Origin of the sequence: Streptomyces spiroverticillatus, from assembly GCA_014650415.1 — a bacterium.
Lineage (GTDB): Bacteria > Actinomycetota > Actinomycetes > Streptomycetales > Streptomycetaceae > Streptomyces > Streptomyces spiroverticillatus.
Map to the genome: position 1 here is coordinate 1 of BMUX01000020.1, position 20,008 is coordinate 20,008.

The following is a 20,008-nucleotide window of genomic DNA, read 5'->3' on the forward strand; positions in this document are numbered from 1 at the left end:
TCCGCGTACAAGACCGAAGACGAGCAGGCCACCCTCTGCTACAAGGTCCTCTCCGCCCAGCAGGCCGTCATCAAGGACAACTCCACCCCCACCCACCCGGTGAAGCCCTCCGACATCCCCGCCGACGCCGTCACCTCCTCCGGCTCCGGCCTCGACCCGCACATCTCCCCGACGTACGCGAAACTCCAGACCCACCGCGTCGCCGAGAAGAACCACCTCGACCTCGCCGCCGTCGACAAGCTCGTCACCGAGAACACCGACNTGCCGACAATACGAACAAGGTGAACAAGGGCTGATGAGGTAGAAGACGCGCCCGGAAGCCGACGGACCCGCACCCGGGGCTCGTCGGCTTCCGCGATCATCCGTTACACGTCCCAGGTGACCGGCAGGCTCTTCACCCCGTAGATGTCCGCAGCCTCCGGGCGCAGCGCGACTTCCTCGGCGGGTACGGCCAGGCGCAGCGTCGGGAAGCGCTCCAGCAGGGCCGGGAAGGCGATCCGCATCTCGATGCGGGCGAGCTGCGCCCCCAGGCACAGGTGCGCGCCGTGCCCGAAGCCCAGGTGGCCGCCGGCCTGACGCCGGATGTCCAGCGTGTGGGGGTCGGCGAAGCGCTCCGGGTCGCGGTTGGCGGTGTTGTACGACAGCAGGACCGTCGTGCCCGCCTCGATCAGCTGGCCGCCCAGTTCGACGTCCTCCGTCGCCGTACGCATGAACGTCTTCGCGACGCTCAGATAGCGCATCAGCTCCTCGACGGCCTTGTCGGTGAGCGAGGGGTCCGCACGCAGCGCGGCCAGTTGCTCGGGGTGCTGGAGCAGGGCGAAGGTGCCCAGCGCCAGCACGTTCGCGGTGGTGTCGAGTCCGGCGGCCAGCAGGATCAGGCCGATGCCCTGCAACTCCTCGTCGGTCAGGTCGCTCCCGGTGAGTTCGCTGAGCACGTCGTCGGTGGGGTGGGCGCGCTTGGCAACCACCAGCTCCGCCAGGTACTGCTGGATCGCCGTGTACGCGGCGAGCAGTTCCTCGTCGCTGGGCTCGCCGTTCATGAACAGGGCGATCTGCTCCTCGAAGGACGCGCGCTGATCGTACGGAACGCCCAGCAGCTCGCAGATCACGATGGTCGGGATGGGCTTGGCGAACGCCGTCACCAGGTCCGCCGACGGGCCCGCCTTCTCCATCGCGTCCAGGCACTCGGTGGTGATCTGCTCGATCCGCTCGGTCAGCAGCCGCAGCCGCCGGGCGGTGAACTTGGCTATCAGCGGCTTGCGGTAGCGCGAGTGCTGCGGGTCGTCCATCAGCAGGAACTCGCCGGGCGGCGCCGGCGGGATCTCGAAGTCGGCGACGATGTTCAGCAGTTCCTTGCGCGAGCTGAACCGGGGGTCGGCCAGCACCGACTTCACCAGGTCGTACCCGGTGATCATCCAGCCGGGCACCCCGCCGGGGTGGGTGATGCGGCTGAGCGGGGCCTGTTCGCGGGCCTCGATCAGCTCCTGCGGCGGGTCGAAGGGGCAACCGGGGCGGCGCTCCGTCGGGAGCGGGGAGAGGGTGTGCGGTGATGCGTTCATGACCAGTCCTCGGTTCGGGTTCTCGGCTTGTGGAACGACATGGCGCAGTCGAGCGGTGGGACCGGTGGGACGGTGCGCTCCGACACGGTGGCGCAGCGCACCGTCCCACCAGGGGCTGCTACTTGGGGTCGCGGTTGAAGACCGACTTGGACCAGAAGTAGCCCAGGACGGCGAGGCCCAGGCACCAGCCCGCGGCCAGCCACCCGTTGTACCCGATCTCGGTGCCGCGCAGCAGCCCCCGAAGGGTCTCGATCGCCGGAGTGAAGGGCTGGTACTCCGCGATCGGCTGGAACCAGCCCGGCATCGCGTCGACCGGCACGAAGGTGCTGGAGATCAACGGCAGGAAGATCAGCGGCATCGCGTTGTTGCTGGCCGCCTCCGCGTTCGGGCTGATCAGGCCCATCCCGACCGCGATCCAGGTGAGCGCCAGGGAGAAGGCGACGAGCAGGGCGAAGGCCAGCAGCCACTCCACGACCGTGGCGTCCTTGGAGCGGAAACCGATGGCCACGCCGACGGCGCCCACGACGACCACGCTCAGCACGCACTGGAGGACACTGCCGACGACGTGCCCGATCAGGATCGACCCCCGGTGGATCGCCATCGTCCGGAACCGGGCGATGATCCCCTCGCTCATGTCGGTCGAGACGGACACCGCGCTGCCGATCGTGGTACCGCCGATGGTCATCAGCAGGATGCCCGGGACGATGTACGCGATGTAGTCGGCGCGGTCGGCTCCGGCGCCGGTGATGCCCGCGCTGAGCGCGTCTCCGAAGATGTACACGAAGAGCAGCAGCAGCATGACCGGCGTGAGCAGCAGGTTCAGGGTGAGCGACGGATAGCGGCGCGCGTGCAGGAGGTTGCGGCGCAGCATCGTGGACGAGTCGCGCGCGGCGAGGGACAGGGAGCTCATCGCACAGCCTCCTTGGGCTGGTGGGGGACGGTGGTGGCGGTCGTGCGGTCGGTGCTGCCGGTCAGGGCGAAGAAGACGTCGTCGAGGTCGGGGGTGTGCACGGTCAGTTCGTCGGCCGCGATGCCGGCGGAGTCCAGCCAGTCCAGGACGGAGCGCAGTTCGCGCTGGCTGCCGTCGCTGGGGATCTGGAGCGCGAGGGCCTCGTCGTCGCGGGTGGCCTCGTTCAGTACGGTGGCCGCCGACCGGTAGGCGGCCGGGTCGGTGAAGCGGAGCCGGACGTGCCCGCCGGGGATCATGCGCTTCAGTTCGGCGGCGGTGCCCTCGGCGGCGATCCTGCCGTTGTTGAGGACGGCGATGCGGTCGGCCAGCTCGTCGGCCTCCTCCAGGTACTGCGTGGTGAGGAAGACGGTGACGCCGCCGGTGACCAGGTCGCGGATGATGCCCCACATGTTGTGCCGGGAGCGCGGGTCGAGGCCGGTGGTGGGCTCGTCCAGGAAGATGATCCGCGGGTTGCCGACCAGGGTCATGGCGATGTCGAGCCGGCGCTTCATGCCGCCGGAGTAGGTGGAGGCGGGCTTCTTCGCCGCGTCGGTCAGGTCGAAGCGGGCCAGGAGTTCGGCGGTGACCCGGCGGCCCTCGCGGCGGGGCAGGCGGTGCAGGTCCGCCATGAGGAGCATGTTCTCCTCGCCGGTGATCAGCCCGTCGACGGCGGAGAACTGTCCCGTGACGCCGATCGCGGCCCGGACGGACTGCGGGCTCGCGGCGAGGTCGTGGCCCGCGACACTGGCCTGCCCGCCGTCCGCGCCGATGAGGGTGGAGAGGATCTTCACGGCGGTGGTCTTGCCCGCCCCGTTCGGCCCGAGCAGGGCGAAGACGGTTCCGGCGGGGATGTGCAGGTCGATGCCGTCGAGGACGGTCTTGTCGCCGTACGACTTGCGCAGGCCTGTGGCGGAGACGGCGGCGGAGGCAGCGGCATCTCGGTCTGGTGTGGGCATGACAGCAGAAGGCATGGGTCTTCCCGTTCTGGGAGGCGGGGGCTGGGAGGGGTGGGCTGGGAGGGGTGGGGCCGGCCCCGGCCGGGGCCGGCCCGGGGATCAGGCCTTGGCGCGGCGGACGGTGATGTTGCCGTACTTGGTGCGCGCACGGACCTTGACGGTCTCCTCGGTCTGCTCCGGCGGCTCGGCGGAGGCGAGCGCGTTGCGCACCTGGCCGGCGCCCGCGTCGACGTCGAGCCAGGTGGCCGTGCCGTCGCGCACGCCGACCTCGATGGCCCCGTGACTGGTCTCCAACTGCACGGTGCCGCGCACCACTTCGGCGATCCGGAGCGTGCCGTGGGCGGTGGCCGCGGTCACCGAGTCCTCGGCCCGGGTGACGTCGATGTCGCCGACGGCGTTGCGCACGTGCAGTTCGCCGGTCACGGTGCCGACGGTGGTGGTGCCGTGCGAGTTCTTGACGACGGCCGGGCCGTCCACGTGACCGAGGCGCACGCTGCCGGAGCTGGTGGTGACCTCGGCCCGGCCCGCGACCCGGTCCACGGTGATGGAACCGTGCGAGGCGGTCAGGTTCAGCGGTCCGGTCTCGTCGAGGCGGACGTCGCCGGAGGAGGTCTTGACCCGCACCTCGCCGAGTCGCCCCTCGGCGAGCATCTGGGTCCAGGCCCCGGCCATGTCGACGCGTGAGCCCGCCGGCAGTTCGACCGTCACGTCGACGGTGCCGACGCGGCCGATGCTGAGGCCCAGCAGATTGGGCTTGGGCGTACGGACGTTCAGCACGCCGTTCGCGAAGGAGACCTCCGTCTGCTCGGCGGCCCGTACGTCCAGCTCCTTCTTGGTGTTGCGGGGCTCCACCGTCACGACGGTGTCGGTGCGGTCGGTCGCGGTGAACTGGAGGGAACCGGCCTCCACGCGGGTCGTGGCCGAGATCGGTCCGGGAGTGTCGAAGGTGGAAGTGTCGCGAGCAGGCATGGCTGTGGTGTCCTTCGGGTCTCGGGGCCGTCCCGCGAGGGGACGTGAGGTGGGGTGGTGCGGGTGCCGGGCTACTGCGCCCAGCCCGTGAAGCTGTTGCCCATGGTGGGGATCTTCTCCGCCGTACGGGGCCGGGGCTCGGCGTCGAGGACGGTCGCGGCGGCGCGCACGAGCCACGCGTTGAGCGACAGGCCCTCGCGGGCCGCGGCCTCCTCCGTACGGGACTTGAGGTGTGCCGGGAGACGCAGGTTGACGCGGGCGACCGCGCCGTCGTCGCCGTCGGTCACGGGGCTGCCGTGCGGTGCGGTCGGGCTCATCGGGGCACGGCTGTCGGCGGGCGGCAGCGCCACCACGAAGTCGGGGTCCAAGCCCCGCATCCGTACGTCGACCGAGCCGGGGGCCAGCTCGCGGGTGATCTCGTTCGTCGCGGCCGAGAGCACGTGGAGCATCGTCAGCCGGGCCGCCGCGTCCAGGGGCGCGGTGAGCTTCTCGGCCAGCGCGCGGGCCTCGGTGCCACCGGCTTCGGCGGCCACCGCGAGTTCGCGGCGGAGGGTGTCGACGTACGGGGTGAGGTCCATGGCGTCATCATGGCACCACTTTGGCGTCATGGGCAAGTGGTTCCGTGGGAAATCCCGGAAGCATGGCGCGCGTATGGCTGTGACCTGGGCTCATGTGGAATGCCGGGTCGCGGCCAAGGGTGTGCCATCGATGTCGGGGTGCCGGATGTGGTGCCATCGCGGCACGCGTGGTGCCATCCGTGGCGCAGGAGGTGCGACATTCGTACAAGACGGGCCGGAGGCGGCGGCGCACTCTCGGATGCATGAGCGAACACGACGCCGCCAACGGCATCCACGTGGTCCACGACGGCCCGCCGCAAGGGCCGCCCCTGCTGCTGCTCCACGGGTCGGGCGCGTCCGGCGCCTCCTGGGGCCCGATGCTTCCCGCGCTCGCCGCGCACCACCATGTCGTACGGGTCGACCTCCCCGGCAGCGGCCAGTCGCCGCCCCCGCCGACCTACGACGTCCCCGCCCAGGCCGACCGGGTCGCGGAGGTCCTCGACGGCCTCGGGCTGCGGTCGGTCACCGTGGCCGGCCACTCCAGCGGCGGTTACGTCGCCACCGCGCTCGCCGAACGCCGTCCCGACCTCGCGGCCGCACTGGTGCTGATCAGTACCGGGCCGCGTGCCGAGGCGCTCCTTCCGCAGCCCGCGATCGTACGGGCCCTGACCGCGCCGCCGTTCGGGCCGCTGGTGTGGGCGGTGCGGTCCGAGCCGATGGTCCGCAAGGGGCTGGCGGCGACGATGGCCCGGCCGGTGCCCGTGCCGGACGCGGTGGTCGCCGACCTGAAGCACACCACGTACCGCGGATTCCGCCGGGTGCTGCACGGATACGACGCCTACCTCGCCGAACGTGCCGTCCCCGACCGCCTCGCCGCCCTCGACGTGCCCGTGCGGGTCGTCTTCGGCGGCGCCGATCCGCGCTGGGACCCGGCGTCGGCACGGCTGTACGCAACCGTCGCGCGGGTCGAGATGCTGGCGGGCGTCGGACACGTACCCCTGTGGGAAGCACCGGAGGAGACCGCCCGGCTGCTGCTGGAGTTCGTGGAACGGGGCGCAGGCGCCCCGTCCGAGCGGCGTCAACAGGCTTAGCCTGACAGCATGTTGGAGCAGGCGACGCCCCTCGACTGGGCGGCTGTGGACATCACGGTCCCGCGGGCGACGGCCGGACTGCCCGGTGTCGCCATGGCCGGGTTCGGGCAGCGCGTCGCCGACGCCCCCGCGGCCGTGGAGATCGCCATGGTGGCGCACCCCTCCGTCACCCTGCTGTTCGACCTGGGCGGCGGTGACGGGCTCGTCTGCGGCACCGAGGGCCGGTACGTGCGAGGGAGTGCCGCCGTCGGCCTCCTGCCCGGCGAATTCAGGGCGGGCGGCCCGGTCGGTGCCTGCCTCCAGATCCGGCTCGGGCCCGTCGCCGCGGCGGCCGTGCTCGGCCCGGCGGCCGAGCTCGTCGGAGAGGTGGCCTCACTCGCGGACGTCTGGGGCCGCAGCGCCGCCGAGCAGGCCGAGGAGCGGCTGCGCGCAGCCGTGTCCTGGGACGCGCGCTTCGCCGCCGCCGTCGGACTGCTCGGCCGCCGGGCCGAAGAGCGCCGGGAGCGGCGGCCGCCGGTCGATCCCGAGGTCGAGCACACCTGGCGGCGGACACTCGCCGGGCAAGGGTGCGTGCGGGTCGAGGCGTTGGCGTACGAGACGGGCTGGAGCCGCAAGCGGCTCTCGGCCCGCTTCGGCTCCCAGCTCGGCATCACCCCCAAGCGTGCCGCCCGCCTGGTCCGCTTCGACCGCGCGGCACACCTCCTCGCGGCAGGCCGCCCGCCGGCCGACGTCGCCCTCGGCTGCGGGTACGCGGACCAGCCCCATCTGCACCGTGACGTACGGGAGTTCGTCGGACTGACGCCCACGGCGCTGGCGGCCGCGCCGTGGCTGGCCATCGACGACATCGCCTGGCCCGGAGGGGCGGCCGGACGCTGAAGGCCGCACGGCGGTGCGGGCTGTGTGTTTTGATGAGCGGGACAGGCAGGGAAGCCAGCAGGGGACGTGCAGCGTGGCCACAGCGCCCAATGCGGCCGGACCCACCGCGCGGGCGGGTGGGCGGCACTCCAGCATCGTCTACTCCGACGACCGGCGGTGGGCCGAGCACGTGTGCGGATTCGTCCGGGACGGCCTGACCCGGCACGAGGCGATGCGCTACTTCGCGTACGCCACCGAACCCGCCCAGGTGCTGCGCACGCTCACCGACGCGGGCATCGACGCCCAAGGGGCGGTTCGCAGTGCCCAGTTGGTGGTGGAGAGCGTGTCCTCGGGGTATCGCGCGGACGCCGCCTTCGACCCGGACGCGCTGATCGGCCAGTGGCACGCGACCGTCGATACGGCCTTCGCGGACGGCTACCGGGGGCTGCGTGTCATCGGCGAGATGTCCTTCGCGGAGCGCGACGCGGGGGAGGCCGACCGCATGCTGGAGTACGAACTGCGCATCCACCACGAGGTGTTCGAGCAACTCCCGTTGACGGGGTGGTGCTTCTACGACCGGCGGCTGATGTCCCGGGAGCGGTTGGGTCTGCTGGCGGGTGCGCATCTTTCGCACCGCGGGGATTCCGTCGCCGAACCCGCCCTGAAAGTGGCCCCGTTGGACGAGGCCCCCGGATTCCGGCTCGACGGCTCGGCGGGGTACGACACCCGGCGCGTCCTCGCCGCCGCTGCCGCCGCCCTGACCCGCACCCCGTACCCCGGCCTCGCCCTGGACCTCTCCGCCCTGCGCCACCTCGACGCCGAGTCGCTGGCCACCCTCGCCCGGGCGGCCGCCCGCTGCCCGGGAAGCACCCCCCTGCGGCTCCTGCGGCCGCCACCGGACGTGCGGCGGCTGCTGGACCTCTTCCCGGAACTGGGCTCCAGGCTGGAGGTCGTCGCACGATGACCACGCGCTCCCGGGTGACCGCCGTGCCCGGCCACCGGTTCCCGTTCTTCCACCCGGCCTTCTTCTACACCGGCCCGGACTCCTACCGCGAGGGCGTCGGCGGCTTCGTCCGCGACGCCGTGGCCGACGGCCGGCCCGTCCTGGTGGCCGTCCCCGGCCCCCGCCTCGCACTGCTGCAGGGCTTCCTCGGCCCCGCGCGCGCCGACGTCACCTGGGAGGACATGACCCGCGCGGGACGCAATCCCGGGCGCATCCTCTCCCTGATCCAGCAGTTCGCGGACCGTGCCGACGGGGCACGGGTGTCGATCGTCGGCGAGCCCATCTGGGTCGGCCGCACCCCGGCCGAAGCCCTGGAGGCCACCCGCCACGAAGCGCTGATCAACGTGGCCTTCGCGGGCCGCGAGGCAGACATCCTGTGCCCGTACGACACCGCGCTGCCCGCCGACGTCCTGGACCGGGCGCACCGCACGCACCCCTTCGTCGGCGGCCCCGGACCGTACCGCCCCAGCACCCGCTACACCGACCCGCACAAGGTCTGCCGCGACCTCGACCACCCCCTCCCGGAGCCCCGGGACGCCGTCTCCCTCGCCTTCGACGTGGACACGCTGGGCCGGACCCGCGACGCGGCGTCCGCCTGGGCGCAGGCCGCGGGCCTGACGTACTCCCGCCGCGCCGACTGGCTGCTGGCCGTCGGTGAGGCGCTCAGCAACTCGGTGCGCCACGGCGGCGGCCGGGGCGTGCTGCGCATGTGGTGCGAGGACCGCTCGGTGATCGCGGAGATCAGCGACCAGGGCCGCCTCGCCGACCCGCTCACAGGCCGCCGCCGCCCCGACCCGTTCGCCCCGAACGGCGGCCGCGGCATGTGGATCATCCACCAGCTGTGCGACCTGGTGGAGGTACGGGCGACGGAGCAGGGACTGGTGCTCCGGCTGCACCTGGAAACGGCCTAGCCGGGGTGCCGCCCGCGGGCGATCATGAGGCATGGAATTCTTCTGCTACCACCGGGACCGTACGGATTCGCTGCCGCTGCGCGAGGCGCTGGGCGAGCGGCACTGGTCGTACATGGACACGTACGAGAAGGAACTCCTCGCCCGTGGGCCGGTGTTCACCGACGACGCCGACGAAACCCTTGTCGGCAGTGTGCACATCGTGGACCTCCCGGGACCGGAGGCCGCCCGCACCTTCGCCTTCGAGGAGCCCTGCTACCAGGCGGGCGCCTTCCGGGACGTGATGGTGCGACGGTGGTGCAATGTTCTGGGGCGCACCATGTGGGAGTACCCGGGCGGCCTGAACGACGACGGCGACCGGTACGTCGTGCTCGGGCTCGCCGAGGCCCGCGGCGAAGGGGAGGCCGCGGACCTGGAGCCCTCGGTCGACCGGAACAGCCTCATCGCGTACGGGCCGCTGCTGTCCGACGACGGCGAGACGTGGCTGGGCACGGCGGCGCTGGTCAGGGCCCCGGACGCAGACGCTGCGCGCGCCGTCCTGACCGCAGGCGCATACGCGGAGATCGAGGTGCACCGCTGGCAGTGCGGCGGGCGACGCTGACAGAGCGGGCCCCGGGCCTTGCCCGGCCGGTCATCGCCCGTACCTGCGCCAACATCCTCGACGCGGCGGACACGGCGCTGAGGCAACGGACGTGGGTGCAGTAGCTGCTACGGTTTGCGGCCGACGCCTCCGAACATGGCTACTTCCGGGGCCAGTTGGGTCTCGTCGGGCCGCCAGTGGTTGCACGAGACCACTCCGGGGGCGAGCAGGTCCAGCCCGTCGAAGTAGCGCTCGACGCGGTCCGGGGTGCGCTGGGTGAGCTTCGGCGTGCCGTTCTCGTTCCAGAACGCCACCGCCGCGTCGACGTCCGGCATCGACGGGCTGGTGATCGTGTGCGAGAGGACCAGGTGGCTGCCGGAGGGCAGGGCGTCCATCAGGCGTCGTACGAGGGCGAGCGACTCCGCCTCGTCCTCAATGAAGATCACGACGCCGAGCAGCATCAGGGCGACCGGCTGCGACAGGTCGAGGGTCTTCGCGGCGTGCCCCAGCACCGTGTCGATGTCGCGCAGGTCGGCGTCCACGTAGGCGGTGCGGCCCTCGGGCGTGCTGGTCAGCAGGGCCTGGGCGTGCGTCAGGACGATGGGGTCGTTGTCGACGTACACGACCCGGGACTCGGGGGCGATCCGCTGCGCCACTTCGTGGGTGTTGTCCGCGCTCGGCAGCCCCGTGCCGATGTCGAGGAACTGGCGTATGCCCGCCTCGGCGGTGAGGTACCGCACCGACCGTCCGAGGAACGCGCGGTCGGCGCGCGCGTAGTCCCCGATGCCGGGGTGCAGCGCGCGGATCTGGTCGCCCGCCGCCTGGTCCACGGGGTAGTTGTCCTTGCCGTCCAGCCAGTAGTTCCAGATGCGGGCCGTGTGCGGGCGGGTGGTGTCGATTCTCGAAGCGGCGGACTTCGAAGTGGCGGTTCTCGAAACGGTGGATTTCGAAGCGGTGGATTTCGAAGCGGCGGTCATGCGCGTGTCTCCTCAGGTTCCCCGGTGTCGCTCGGCCGCCTCGGGGCGCCGGGGTCGGTGCCCCTGGGGGGCACGCCCGGTCACTGGCCGGGCTGTTCGCCGAACGCCGCGAGGATCCTTTCCGCCGCCAGTGTCGCCGTCAACTCGCCGTCCCGCAAAGCCTGTTCGACCTCAGGTGTCACACCGCGCACACCCGGATGGGCGCGCAGCCGGCCGAGGAGTTCATCGCGGACCATCGACCACGCCCAGTCGACCTGCTGGTCGGCGCGCTTGGCGGCCAGCCGGCCCGTCGAGTCGAGAAGCGTGCGGTGCTGCTCCAGCCGGTCCCACACCGTGTCGAGCCCGGCCGACTCGCGGGCGCTGCAACTGAGCACCGGGGGAGTCCAGGCGGCGTCGGCGGGGTGCATGAGGCGCAGGGCGCCCGCCAACTCCCGTGCCGCGGAACGCGCGTCGCGCTCGTGCGGGCCGTCGGCCTTGTTCACCGCGACGACGTCCGCAAGCTCCAGGACGCCCTTCTTGATGCCCTGGAGCTGGTCGCCCGTGCGCGCCAGCGTCAGCAGCAGGAAGGTGTCGACCATGTGCGCCACGGCCGTCTCCGACTGCCCGACACCCACCGTCTCCACGAGGACGACGTCGTACCCGGCCGCCTCGACCACCACCATCGCCTCGCGCGTCGCCCGCGCCACACCGCCCAGCGTGCCCGCCGAAGGGGAGGGCCGGACGTACGCGGCCGGATCGACGGCGAGGCGCTCCATCCGGGTCTTGTCACCCAGGATGGAGCCGCCCGTACGGCTGGAGGAGGGATCCACGGCGAGCACCGCGACCCGGTGCCCGAGCCCCGTCAGCATCGTGCCGAACGCGTCGATGAACGTCGACTTGCCGACACCGGGCACCCCGCTGATCCCGATGCGGCGCGCCGACCCCGAGTGCGGCAGCAGTTCGGTCAGCAGTCGCTGGGCGAGCTCCCGGTGGTCGGGGCGGGACGACTCGACGAGGGTGATCGCACGGGCCACGAAGGCCCGCTTCCCGTCGAGCACGCCCTTGGCGTACGCCTCGATGTCGATCTTCGGGGGCATACGGTTCTCAGTCTCCGTCCGGCTTCAGGGGCATGCGGGTCGGTCTCCGTGCGGCGGCGGCCCCGGGACACGGGGCGCGCGCCGCACGGTGGTGGTCACCGTACGGCCAGTGTGCCGGGCCGTACGACTGCGGCGACCGTACGGGTCCGTCCCGGGCGGGCCGCACGGGCGGCGGCGGTACGGCGTGCGCGCCGTACCGTACGCCCGGCGTGTCGTCCGGTGCGGTCCGGCCGTCTCACTCTCCGCCCGGCACCGCCAGCTCGTGCCCCAGTGCCTCGGCCAGCCGCTGCACCAGGTCGAACGCGGCGTCCGGGATGACCGTGCCCGGCGGGAAGACCGCCGTCGCGCCCGCCTCGTGCAGCGCGGGCACGTCCTGCGGCGGAATGACACCGCCGACGACGATCATCACGTCCTGGCGGCCCTCCGCCGCCAGCTCCTCGCGGAGCGCCGGTACGAGGGTCAGGTGCCCGGCCGCGAGGGACGACACGCCGACGATGTGCACGTCCGCCTCGACGGCCTGGCGCGCCACCTCCGCCGGGGTCTGGAACAGCGGGCCGACGTCCACGTCGAAGCCCAGGTCGGCGAAGGCGGTGGCGATCACCTTCTGGCCGCGGTCGTGGCCGTCCTGGCCCATCTTGGCGACCAGGATGCGCGGACGGCGGCCCTCCGCCTCGGCGAAGGCGTCGACCAGGGCCCGGGTGCGCTCCACGGAAGGGGACTCTCCTGCCTCGTTGCGGTACACACCGGCGATCGTACGGATCTGGCCCGCGTGGCGGCCGTACACCTTCTCCAGCGCGTCCGAGATCTCGCCGACGGTCGCCTTCGCGCGCGCCGCGTTCACCGCGAGCGCGAGGAGGTTGTCGTCCAGGCTGCTGGAGGAGCCGCGCTCGGCGGAGGCAGTCAGGGCGCGCAGGGCGTCCTGGCAGGCCGCCTCGTCGCGCTCCTCGCGCAGCCGCTTCAGCTTGGCGATCTGCTGGGCGCGCACCGACGAGTTGTCGACCTTGAGGACGTCGATCTCCTCGTCGGTCTCCACCCGGTACTTGTTCACGCCGATCACCGGCTGGCGGCCCGAGTCGATCCGCGCCTGGGTGCGCGCGGCGGCCTCCTCGATACGGAGCTTGGGGATGCCCGCGTCGATCGCCTTCGCCATACCGCCGGCCGCCTCAACCTCCTCGATGTGCTGCCAGGCACGCCGCGCCAGGTCGTACGTCAGCTTCTCGACGTAGGCGGAGCCGCCCCACGGGTCGATGACCCGCCCGGTGCCCGACTCCTGCTGGAGCAGGAGCTGTGTGTTGCGGGCGATGCGCGCCGAGAAGTCCGTCGGCAGGGCCAGGGCCTCGTCGAGGGCGTTGGTGTGCAGCGACTGGGTGTGGCCCTGGGTGGCGGCCATCGCCTCGATGCAGGTGCGCGGCACGTTGTTGAAGACGTCCTGCGCGGTCAGCGACCAGCCCGAGGTCTGCGAATGGGTGCGCAGCGAAAGGGACTTGGCGTTCTTCGGGTCGAACTGCTTGACCAGCTTCGCCCACAGCAGACGCGCCGCCCGCATCTTGGCGATCTCCATGAAGAAGTTCATGCCGATCGCCCAGAAGAAGGACAGGCGCGGCGCGAACGCGTCGACGTCCAGGCCGACTTCGAGCCCCGCGCGCAGATACTCGACCCCGTCCGCGAGGGTGTACGCCAGCTCCAGGTCGGCCGTCGCACCCGCCTCCTGGATGTGATAGCCGGAGATCGAGATGGAGTTGTAGCGCGGCATCTTCTGCGAGGTGAACGCGAAGATGTCGGAGATGATCCGCATCGAGGGCTTCGGCGGATAGATGTAGGTGTTGCGGACCATGAACTCCTTGAGGATGTCGTTCTGGATGGTCCCCGCCAGCTTCTCGGGCGGCACCCCCTGCTCCTCGGCCGCCACGATGTACAGCGCCAGCACGGGCAGCACCGCGCCGTTCATCGTCATCGACACCGACATCTTGTCCAGCGGGATGCCGTCGAAGAGCTGCCGCATGTCGTAGATCGAGTCGATCGCCACGCCCGCCATGCCGACGTCGCCGGTGACGCGCGGGTGGTCGCTGTCGTACCCCCGGTGCGTCGGCAGGTCGAAGGCGACGGAGAGGCCCTTCTGACCTGCGGCGAGGTTGCGCCGGTAGAAGGCGTTGGACTCCTCGGCGGTGGAGAAGCCCGCGTACTGGCGGATCGTCCACGGCTGGTTGACGTACATGGTGGGGTACGGACCGCGCAGGTACGGTGCCACACCCGGGTACGTCTGGAGGAAGTCCAGGCCCTCGGTGTCCTTCTCCGTGTACAGCGGCTTCACCGGGATGCCCTCGGGCGTGTCCCAGACCAGGTCCGCCACGCCGCGCCCGGTGGCCTCCTTCACGGCCGACTGCCACTGCTCGTCGGAGGCGGCGGGCGCATGGTCGGAGGCCAGCGGAATCTGCGAGAAGTCGGGAATCCCCGGGGAATTGGTGCCCATTACTTCACTTCCATACGGTCGAGGACGGAGGTGAGCGTCGCCACCGCGTCCGAGCCCGCGAAGACGAACGCGTCGACGCCGGCGCTCCGGTATGTCTCTTCGGCTTCCCCGGGACGGCCCGCGAGGAACACCGTCCGCGCACCCGCCTCCTTGAGGGCGCGCGCCACGTCCGCCGCCTGCTCGGCGTACAGGGCGTCGCTGGAACAGATGCAGGCCACGCTCGCACCGCTCGCCGTAAAGGCCTCCGCGACCGACGCCGCGTCCACCGTCACCGGGTCGTGCACCGGCTCGATGCCGCCCGCCTGGAAGAGGTTCGCGGCGAAGGTGACACGCCCGGTGTGCGCGGCGGCCGGACCCAGCGCGGCGAGGAAGACACGCGGGCGCGCCCCGGTCTCCGCCAGGTGCGCGTCGGAGCGGCTGCGCAGCACCTCGTACGCCTCGTCCCTGCGCACCCGGGGCAGTCCTCCGGTGGGCCGCTCGGGGGCGGGGTCCCGGTTGACCTCGCGCTCGGCGAGCAGCGGGAACTCGCTGACGCCGGTGATGGGTTCCCTGCGCTTGGCGAGTGCGGTCGTACGGCGCTCCCAGGTGGCGGCGATCCGGCTGCCGACCAGACCCGAGCGCAGGCCCTCGGCCTGGCCGCCGGCCCGCTCGATCTCCTGGAACCACTCCCAGGCGGCCTCGGCCAGCTGGTCGGTGAGCTGCTCGACGTACCAGGAGCCGCCCGCCGGGTCGACGACCCGCGACAGGTGCGACTCCTCGACCAGGATCGTCGAGGTGTTGCGGGCGATACGGCGCGCGAACGCGTCGGGGAGGCCGATCGCCTGGTCGAAGGGGAGCACGGTGACGGCGTCCGCGCCGCCCACCCCGGCTGCCATGCAGGCGATCGTGGTGCGCAGCATGTTCACCCAGGGGTCGCGGCGCGTCATCATCACCGACGACGTCACCGCGTGCTGCCGCTGGGCCCCCGCCTCGGGCGCGCCGCAGGCCTCGGCGACCCGGGCCCACAGACGGCGCGCCGCCCGGAACTTGGCGATGGTCAGGAACTGGTCGGCACTCGCCGCGTACCGGAAGTCGAGCTGCCCGCAGGCCGCTTCGACGTCGAGTCCGGCCCCGGTCAGCTGCCGCAGGTAGGCGACACCGGTGGCCAGCGAGCAGCCCAGCTCCTGCGCGGCCGACGCGCCCGCCTCGTGGTACGGCAGCGCATCCACCACCAGGGCGCGCAGCTGCGGGTACTGACGTGCCGTCAGCTCGGCGAGTTCGGTGGCCGAAGCCGCGAGTACGGGGTCGTGCACGCCGGTACGGGCGGTGTACCCCAGCGGGTCCGCGCCCAGGTTGCCGCGCGCGTCCTCGGCCGCGACGCCGTGCAGCTCGTACAGGCGCAGCAATTCCCGTGCGGCGGCGTCGAATTCGGCGCCCGCGTCCAGGGCGACGGGCGCCAGGTCCAGATACACGCCGGACAGGGCCTGCTCCAGGCCCGACACCGGAAGCCCGGAGCCGCCGACCGCGAGCCACAGCGACGACGCGCCGTTCTCCAGGTCCGCCAGCACGGCTTCGTTGGCGCGCACCGGATCGGGGCGCTCGTGCCGCTGCCGTACGTCCCAGCCGCCCGCGGCCGTCGTGCCCGCGGCGAACGCACCCCGGGTGAACGGGGCGAAACCGGGCAGTCCGGGCGAGTCGCCCCGGCGGGCGTCGTCGGCGGCGGTGTACAGCGGGCGTGTCGTCAGCCCGTCGTCGAGGGAAGTGGAGAGGGCTTCTTCGGCCGCGTCACCCGTGACGTCTTTACCCGATTTGCGCAGCACGCCTTCCACCAGGCGCTGCCACTGCTCATGGGTCGCATCAGGGAACTCGGCGGCCAGGGAGAGCCCGTCGTCAGGCAGGACCGTCATGCTCAGATGCTAGGGCAGCCCCCCAAAGGGGCAGCAGGGGTAACCGCTGTGACCTTGACCTCTCCTGACCTGCCTTGATCCGTTCGGCCGAATGCCCTACCGGGGAGTAGCGGCGGGCGTGGTTCAGGGGTTGTTTCTGGGGTTCGGAGGCCTTGTCAGTGCCTACCCCTACTGTCGGGGTCATGAGCTACTCACTGAGCCTGTACCTGGTCGATCCCTCCACGGTCCGCAGCGCCGTCGGTTCCGGCGACGACAAGCTGCGCCGCATGATCGGCGGCCGCTTCAAGTCCCGCATGGCGCACGACGACCAGTGGTTCGCGAGCGAGATAGCCGAGGGCGCGCCCACGCGGTACGAGGCGCTGCGCGCGGTGATCGCGGGCGGGCCGTTCGAGGAGCCGTCGGCGTTCCAGTACACGTACGCCTACCAGATGGTCTGCGAGTTCCACGGCCGCTTCCTGGACAACAGCTCCTTCTCGCCCTTCCGCGGGTCCTGGCTGGAGGAGGTCGAGAAGGGAATGGCCGCCCTGGGTATGACCGCGGTCGAACTGACCGACTTCTCCTACGGATCGCCGCCGTCCCCGCTGCCGCGCCCCGTGGAGGTGCCCGGCTACGGGGAGTGGAGCGCGGCGGACTGCGCCGAGGCACTGCGGCAGTGGCGGGCGAGCACGCCGGAGCAGCGGGACCGGCTGGACGACGAGGTGCTCCGGGCGGTCGAGTCCGTCGTGGGCTGGCTGGAGGCGGCGGAGGCGAAGGAGGGCGCGGGAGTGGTCGGCTTCTTCTTCTGATGCACTGGTCCCCGTTCCGCTTCTTCTTCTGATACCCGGGTCCCCGGTCCGCCGTCACGCCAGCCGCAGTTCGCCCTCCGGCTGCTCCTGGCCGTCGCCGGTCGGTGAGGCGACCAGGGAGAAGGGGTGCCCGGCCGGGTCGGAGAAGCGGCGCACGTCCCTGCTGAGGCCCGTGTTGTTCGGGGTCTCCAGCGGGCGGGCGCCCAGCCCGATCACCTCGCGCTCCGCCTCGTCCATGTCATCGGTGGCCACCAGGATGCGCAGGTGCGCCTGCTGGGAGTCGTCGGGGCGGGGCCAGCTCGGCGGCGCGTACCCGTGGTCGCGCCGGATCGCCAGGTGCACCCCGTTGTGCCCGACGATCTCCACGAAGTCCATGTCCTCGCCCCGCCGGGTCTCCGCGTCGAACAACCGGGCGTAGAACTGGGCCAGTTCGTCCGCCTCCGCGCAGTCCAGTACCAGTACCGTGCGCTTCTCCACCGTCATGTCCCTGCCCCGCCTCTGCTTCGTCCGCGCGCTGCCGTGCCTGGACCGGCGGCACCGCTGTGTGCTGCGGGTACCCCCGCAGGGCGGGGAAACGCCGCCGGGAGGGCGGCTGTTGGGGGAACGGCAGCGCGCGTGGCGGTTCACGCGCAGGGCTCACGCGCAGGGCTCACGCGATGGGTTCACGCGCTGGTGAAGCGACCGGCCTCCGCGCCGCGCAGGCGTCCCGCCGGCACCTTCCGCCCGAACAGCACCGCCACCAGGTCCTGCGGCCGCCCCGTCACCTCGCTGCCCGTCCCGTACGACCACTCCAGGTCGTCCGCCCGCAGCCGTACGCCGCCCAGCTTCGCCCCGAAGAACCGTGCGCCCATCGGGCTCGCCGTGCCGAGCACGATGCGCAGCCGGTCCTCGGGCACCTGCCGGTCCAGGCCCAGCGGAATCGTGATGTCCAGCCCGTGCACCACGTCGTGGCCCAGCGCCGCCGCGAACCCGCCCACCGGGGGCGTCCACGGGTGGTCCGCGTTCTCCCGCAGCGCCGAGGCCATCTCCTGCCGGGACATCTCCGCCGCCTCCCGGCGGGCGACCCGGTCGGTCATCCGGTCCATGCTGCCGCGCGCCCGCACCAGTTCGCCCACCACCTTGCGCATCGGGTACCGGAAGCCGAACGACATGTGCGCCGCCACCTCCCGCACCCGCCACCCGGTGCACAGCGTCGGCTCGTCCCAGCGTTCCTCGGGCAACCGGACGAGCAGATCGGCCAGTTCACGGCGCTCGGCCGCAACGGCCGCCCGGATCGTCGCGTCGTCGGTGTGCAGCTTCGTCTTCGCCATGATCACAAGGGTGGTCGGGCCGTCACCATAAGTCCAAGAAGGGTTCCTGCTGGCGATCAGAAGCACGGCTTCTAGCATCACGGGCATGGAACTTCGCCAACTGCGCTGCTTCGTTACCGTCGTGGAGGAGGCCAACTTCACCCGCGCCGCCGCCCGCCTGCACCTGGCCCAGCCCGGAGTCAGCGCCCGGGTGAGGCAGTTGGAGAAGGAGCTCGGGCAGCAGCTCCTCGACCGGTCCGGACGCACGGTCACCCCCACCGAGGCGGGCGAGGCGATCCTCGCGCACGCCCGCGCCGCACTCGCCGCCGTCGACGCGATGCGCGAGACGGCCGACGAGTTCGGCGGGCTGCTGCGCGGCCGGGTCAGGCTGGGGTCGCTGCTGGGTGCCCCGCCGGAGGCGTTCGACCTGGCGGGGGTGCTGGCCGACTTCCACGACGCGTACCCCGGAGTCGAGTTCTCCCTCACCGAGGACACCTCCGACCGGCTGCTGATGGCCGTGCGGCGCGGCGCACTGGACATGGCCCTGGCCTCGATCGCCGACGAGAGGCCGCCGCCGGGCGTGGATCTCCAGGTCCTGCTGGACGAGCCGCTGATGGGGCTGGTCGCGGACGGTGATCCGCTGGGCGGGGCGGCCGGGGATGCACTGAGGGACGCGTACGGGGACGCACTGAGGGACGCGGACCCCGTCCCGCTCGCCGCCCTCCGCGACCGCCCCCTCATCACCCTCCCGTCCGGCACCGGCGTGCGCGCCGTGCTGGAACGGGCCTGCGCCGAGGCCGGGTTCGAGCCTCTCGTCGCCTTCGAGGCGTCCGCACCTCAGGCCCTGCTCCAGCTCGCCGCCCGCGGCTTCGGTGTTGCGGTGCTGCCCGCCGGCATAGCCCGGCGGAGCGGGCCCGGCCTGCGCAAACTGGCCCTCACCGACCCCGCACCCCGTGCGCGTGTCGCCCTCGCCCGGCCGGCGAACGGCCCGGCGGGTCCGGCCGCCCGGACCTTCCTGGACCACCTCGTGGCCGCGCTCCGGACCCGCCTCGCCGACGCGGGCGCACCGCTCACCGGCGCACCCCTCACCGCCGCACCGCTCACCGTCGTACCGCTCAGTCGAACGCGACCTTCCGGATGATCTCCGCCCGCGCCTGCCGCCCCTCCGGCACCGGTCCGAGCACGTAGACGTGCCAGCCGCCCTCCACCACATGGAGTTCGGAGCGCACCCCGGCCGCCGTGGCGCGCTCGTGCAGGGCCACGCAGTCCGGGTGGAAGACGTCGTGCGTGCCGATCCGGATGTCGAGTTCGGGCAGGCCCGCCAGCTCGCCGTGCAGCGGGCTCAGGGCGGGCAGCAGCGGATCGTCCCCGTCCGCCCACGCCAGCCCCGCCTCGATCAGTCCGGCGCTGCTCAGCCACGGGTCGCGCCGCTCGACCGCGGCGATCCCCGGGTTCGCCACGGTCAGGTCCAGCCAGGGCGACAGCAGCACCAGCCGCCCCGGCAGCGCGAGTCCCGCACCGGCCAGCGTCTGCGTGACGGCCAGCGCCAGCCCGCCGCCCGAGGAGTCGCCCGCGTGGGTGACCGCGCCGGGCTCGAACTGCTTGAGCAGCTCGGCGTGCACGGCCCGGCCCAGCGGCAGGGCCTCCCGGTACGTGTGGTCGGGAGTGAGCCCGTACAACGGCACCTCCACCCGGCATCCCGCGTCCGCCAGTTGCGACACGAACGACCAGTGCGGGCGCAGGATCTCGGCGGTGTAGGCGCCGCCGTGCCAGTACACGACCGCCCGAGACGGGGCCGTACCGCCGCGTGGGATCACGCTGTAGACCGGAAAGCCCTCCACCTCGCGGACGCTCACTCGGTGCCGGCGCAGCAGGGGCAGCGGCGGCGCCGGGTCGGCCTTGGGGGCGGCGATGCGTTTGCGGGCCGCCTCCGCCGAGGCGAGAAGCGGCTTGCGCGCACCTCGCAGCACGAGGGACAGGACCCGCATCCGCACACTCGCCACGCCCACCACTCCTCTTCGGATCGAAGTCACGGACCGGTCCGTGACGGGGTGTCCCGGCAGCCCGTTCCGCGATCCTGCCTGCACAAAGGCCCCCT

19 protein-coding genes and 1 pseudogene are annotated in these 20,008 nt (G+C 72.3%); 8 read left to right on the forward strand and 12 right to left on the reverse strand.

Annotation, left to right across the window (positions count from 1 at the left end):
* A pseudogene (locus IE269_RS35925) lies at window positions 1–261 on the forward strand (potassium-transporting ATPase subunit C); the annotation flags it as partial.
* Window positions 262–365: 104 nt separating this feature from the next.
* Here IE269_RS35925 and IE269_RS35930 read toward each other — a convergent pair.
* The 5 genes from IE269_RS35930 to IE269_RS35950 all read right to left on the reverse strand — a co-directional run bounded on the left by IE269_RS35930 (window position 366) and on the right by IE269_RS35950 (window position 5,011).
* A complete protein-coding gene (locus IE269_RS35930; RefSeq protein ID WP_189827490.1) occupies window positions 366–1,559 on the reverse strand; it encodes a cytochrome P450 in 1,194 nt (397 codons plus the stop codon).
* Window positions 1,560–1,677: 118 nt separating this feature from the next.
* Window positions 1,678–2,469: an ABC transporter permease gene (locus IE269_RS35935; protein WP_189827491.1), complete on the reverse strand. Its 792-nt coding sequence runs from the start codon at window positions 2,467–2,469 to the stop codon at window positions 1,678–1,680.
* The gene (locus IE269_RS35940; protein ID WP_189827492.1) at window positions 2,466–3,479 is read right to left on the reverse strand and encodes an ATP-binding cassette domain-containing protein; all 1,014 of its coding nucleotides are present in this window, start codon (window positions 3,477–3,479) and stop codon (window positions 2,466–2,468) included. The genes IE269_RS35935 and IE269_RS35940 overlap by 4 nt, the downstream gene beginning before the upstream one ends.
* Before the next feature lie 84 nt (window positions 3,480–3,563).
* Entirely contained in the window at window positions 3,564–4,433 is an 870-nt protein-coding gene (locus IE269_RS35945; RefSeq protein WP_189827493.1) for a DUF4097 family beta strand repeat-containing protein, read from the reverse strand.
* Window positions 4,434–4,504: 71 nt separating this feature from the next.
* Window positions 4,505–5,011, reverse strand: a complete 507-nt coding sequence (locus tag IE269_RS35950) for a type II toxin-antitoxin system HicB family antitoxin (RefSeq protein ID WP_189827494.1) — start codon at window positions 5,009–5,011, stop codon at window positions 4,505–4,507.
* A 242-nt stretch (window positions 5,012–5,253) separates the two neighbouring features.
* On the opposite strand from IE269_RS35950, the gene IE269_RS35955 reads away from it, so the two are divergent.
* The 5 genes from IE269_RS35955 to IE269_RS35975 all read left to right on the forward strand — a co-directional run bounded on the left by IE269_RS35955 (window position 5,254) and on the right by IE269_RS35975 (window position 9,448).
* Window positions 5,254–6,081, forward strand: a complete 828-nt coding sequence (locus IE269_RS35955) for an alpha/beta fold hydrolase (protein ID WP_189827495.1) — start codon at window positions 5,254–5,256, stop codon at window positions 6,079–6,081.
* Between the two features lie 9 nt (window positions 6,082–6,090).
* The gene (locus IE269_RS35960) at window positions 6,091–6,957 is read left to right on the forward strand and encodes a helix-turn-helix domain-containing protein (protein ID WP_229898477.1); all 867 of its coding nucleotides are present in this window, start codon (window positions 6,091–6,093) and stop codon (window positions 6,955–6,957) included.
* Between the two features lie 73 nt (window positions 6,958–7,030).
* Window positions 7,031–7,900, forward strand: coding sequence for an MEDS domain-containing protein (locus IE269_RS35965; protein ID WP_189827496.1), 870 nt, complete (start codon window positions 7,031–7,033; stop codon window positions 7,898–7,900).
* The gene (locus tag IE269_RS35970; protein ID WP_189827497.1) at window positions 7,897–8,850 is read left to right on the forward strand and encodes a sensor histidine kinase; all 954 of its coding nucleotides are present in this window, start codon (window positions 7,897–7,899) and stop codon (window positions 8,848–8,850) included. Before IE269_RS35965 ends, IE269_RS35970 begins: the two co-directional genes overlap by 4 nt.
* Window positions 8,851–8,881: 31 nt before the next feature.
* Entirely contained in the window at window positions 8,882–9,448 is a 567-nt protein-coding gene (locus IE269_RS35975; protein ID WP_189827498.1) for a YciI family protein, read from the forward strand.
* 107 nt (window positions 9,449–9,555) lie between these two features.
* On the opposite strand, the gene IE269_RS35980 is transcribed toward IE269_RS35975, so the two are convergent.
* The 4 genes from IE269_RS35980 to mutA form a co-directional block, all read right to left on the reverse strand.
* Window positions 9,556–10,404 carry an SAM-dependent methyltransferase gene (locus IE269_RS35980; protein ID WP_189827499.1) on the reverse strand — a complete coding sequence of 283 codons (849 nt, stop codon included), beginning with the start codon at window positions 10,402–10,404 and terminating at the stop codon, window positions 9,556–9,558.
* Window positions 10,405–10,484: 80 nt separating this feature from the next.
* The gene (gene meaB, locus IE269_RS35985; RefSeq protein ID WP_189827500.1) at window positions 10,485–11,480 is read right to left on the reverse strand and encodes a methylmalonyl Co-A mutase-associated GTPase MeaB; all 996 of its coding nucleotides are present in this window, start codon (window positions 11,478–11,480) and stop codon (window positions 10,485–10,487) included.
* A gap of 235 nt (window positions 11,481–11,715) precedes the next feature.
* Window positions 11,716–13,950: a methylmalonyl-CoA mutase gene (scpA, locus tag IE269_RS35990; RefSeq protein WP_189827501.1), complete on the reverse strand. Its 2,235-nt coding sequence runs from the start codon at window positions 13,948–13,950 to the stop codon at window positions 11,716–11,718.
* Window positions 13,950–15,836 carry a methylmalonyl-CoA mutase small subunit gene (gene mutA / locus IE269_RS35995; protein ID WP_189827502.1) on the reverse strand — a complete coding sequence of 629 codons (1,887 nt, stop codon included), beginning with the start codon at window positions 15,834–15,836 and terminating at the stop codon, window positions 13,950–13,952. Before mutA ends, scpA begins: the two co-directional genes overlap by 1 nt.
* A 182-nt stretch (window positions 15,837–16,018) precedes the next feature.
* Between mutA and IE269_RS36000 the strand changes: the two genes are divergently transcribed.
* Window positions 16,019–16,621 (forward strand): DUF7691 family protein, encoded by a 603-nt coding sequence (locus tag IE269_RS36000; protein WP_189827503.1) that lies wholly within the window; start codon window positions 16,019–16,021, stop codon window positions 16,619–16,621.
* A gap of 54 nt (window positions 16,622–16,675) precedes the next feature.
* Here the strand turns inward: IE269_RS36000 and IE269_RS36005 are convergent, their stop codons facing one another.
* Window positions 16,676–17,104: a VOC family protein gene (locus IE269_RS36005; RefSeq protein ID WP_189827504.1), complete on the reverse strand. Its 429-nt coding sequence runs from the start codon at window positions 17,102–17,104 to the stop codon at window positions 16,676–16,678.
* A 179-nt stretch (window positions 17,105–17,283) separates the two neighbouring features.
* The gene (locus IE269_RS36010; protein ID WP_189827505.1) at window positions 17,284–17,931 is read right to left on the reverse strand and encodes a maleylpyruvate isomerase family mycothiol-dependent enzyme; all 648 of its coding nucleotides are present in this window, start codon (window positions 17,929–17,931) and stop codon (window positions 17,284–17,286) included.
* Window positions 17,932–18,016: 85 nt separating this feature from the next.
* Here IE269_RS36010 and IE269_RS36015 point away from each other — a divergent pair, with 85 nt between their 5' ends.
* Window positions 18,017–19,051: a LysR substrate-binding domain-containing protein gene (locus IE269_RS36015; protein WP_189827506.1), complete on the forward strand. Its 1,035-nt coding sequence runs from the start codon at window positions 18,017–18,019 to the stop codon at window positions 19,049–19,051.
* On the opposite strand, the gene IE269_RS36020 is transcribed toward IE269_RS36015, so the two are convergent.
* The gene (locus tag IE269_RS36020; protein ID WP_189827507.1) at window positions 19,026–19,913 is read right to left on the reverse strand and encodes an alpha/beta hydrolase fold domain-containing protein; all 888 of its coding nucleotides are present in this window, start codon (window positions 19,911–19,913) and stop codon (window positions 19,026–19,028) included. The genes IE269_RS36015 and IE269_RS36020 overlap by 26 nt on opposite strands.
* Window positions 19,914–20,008: the final 95 nt, after the last annotated feature.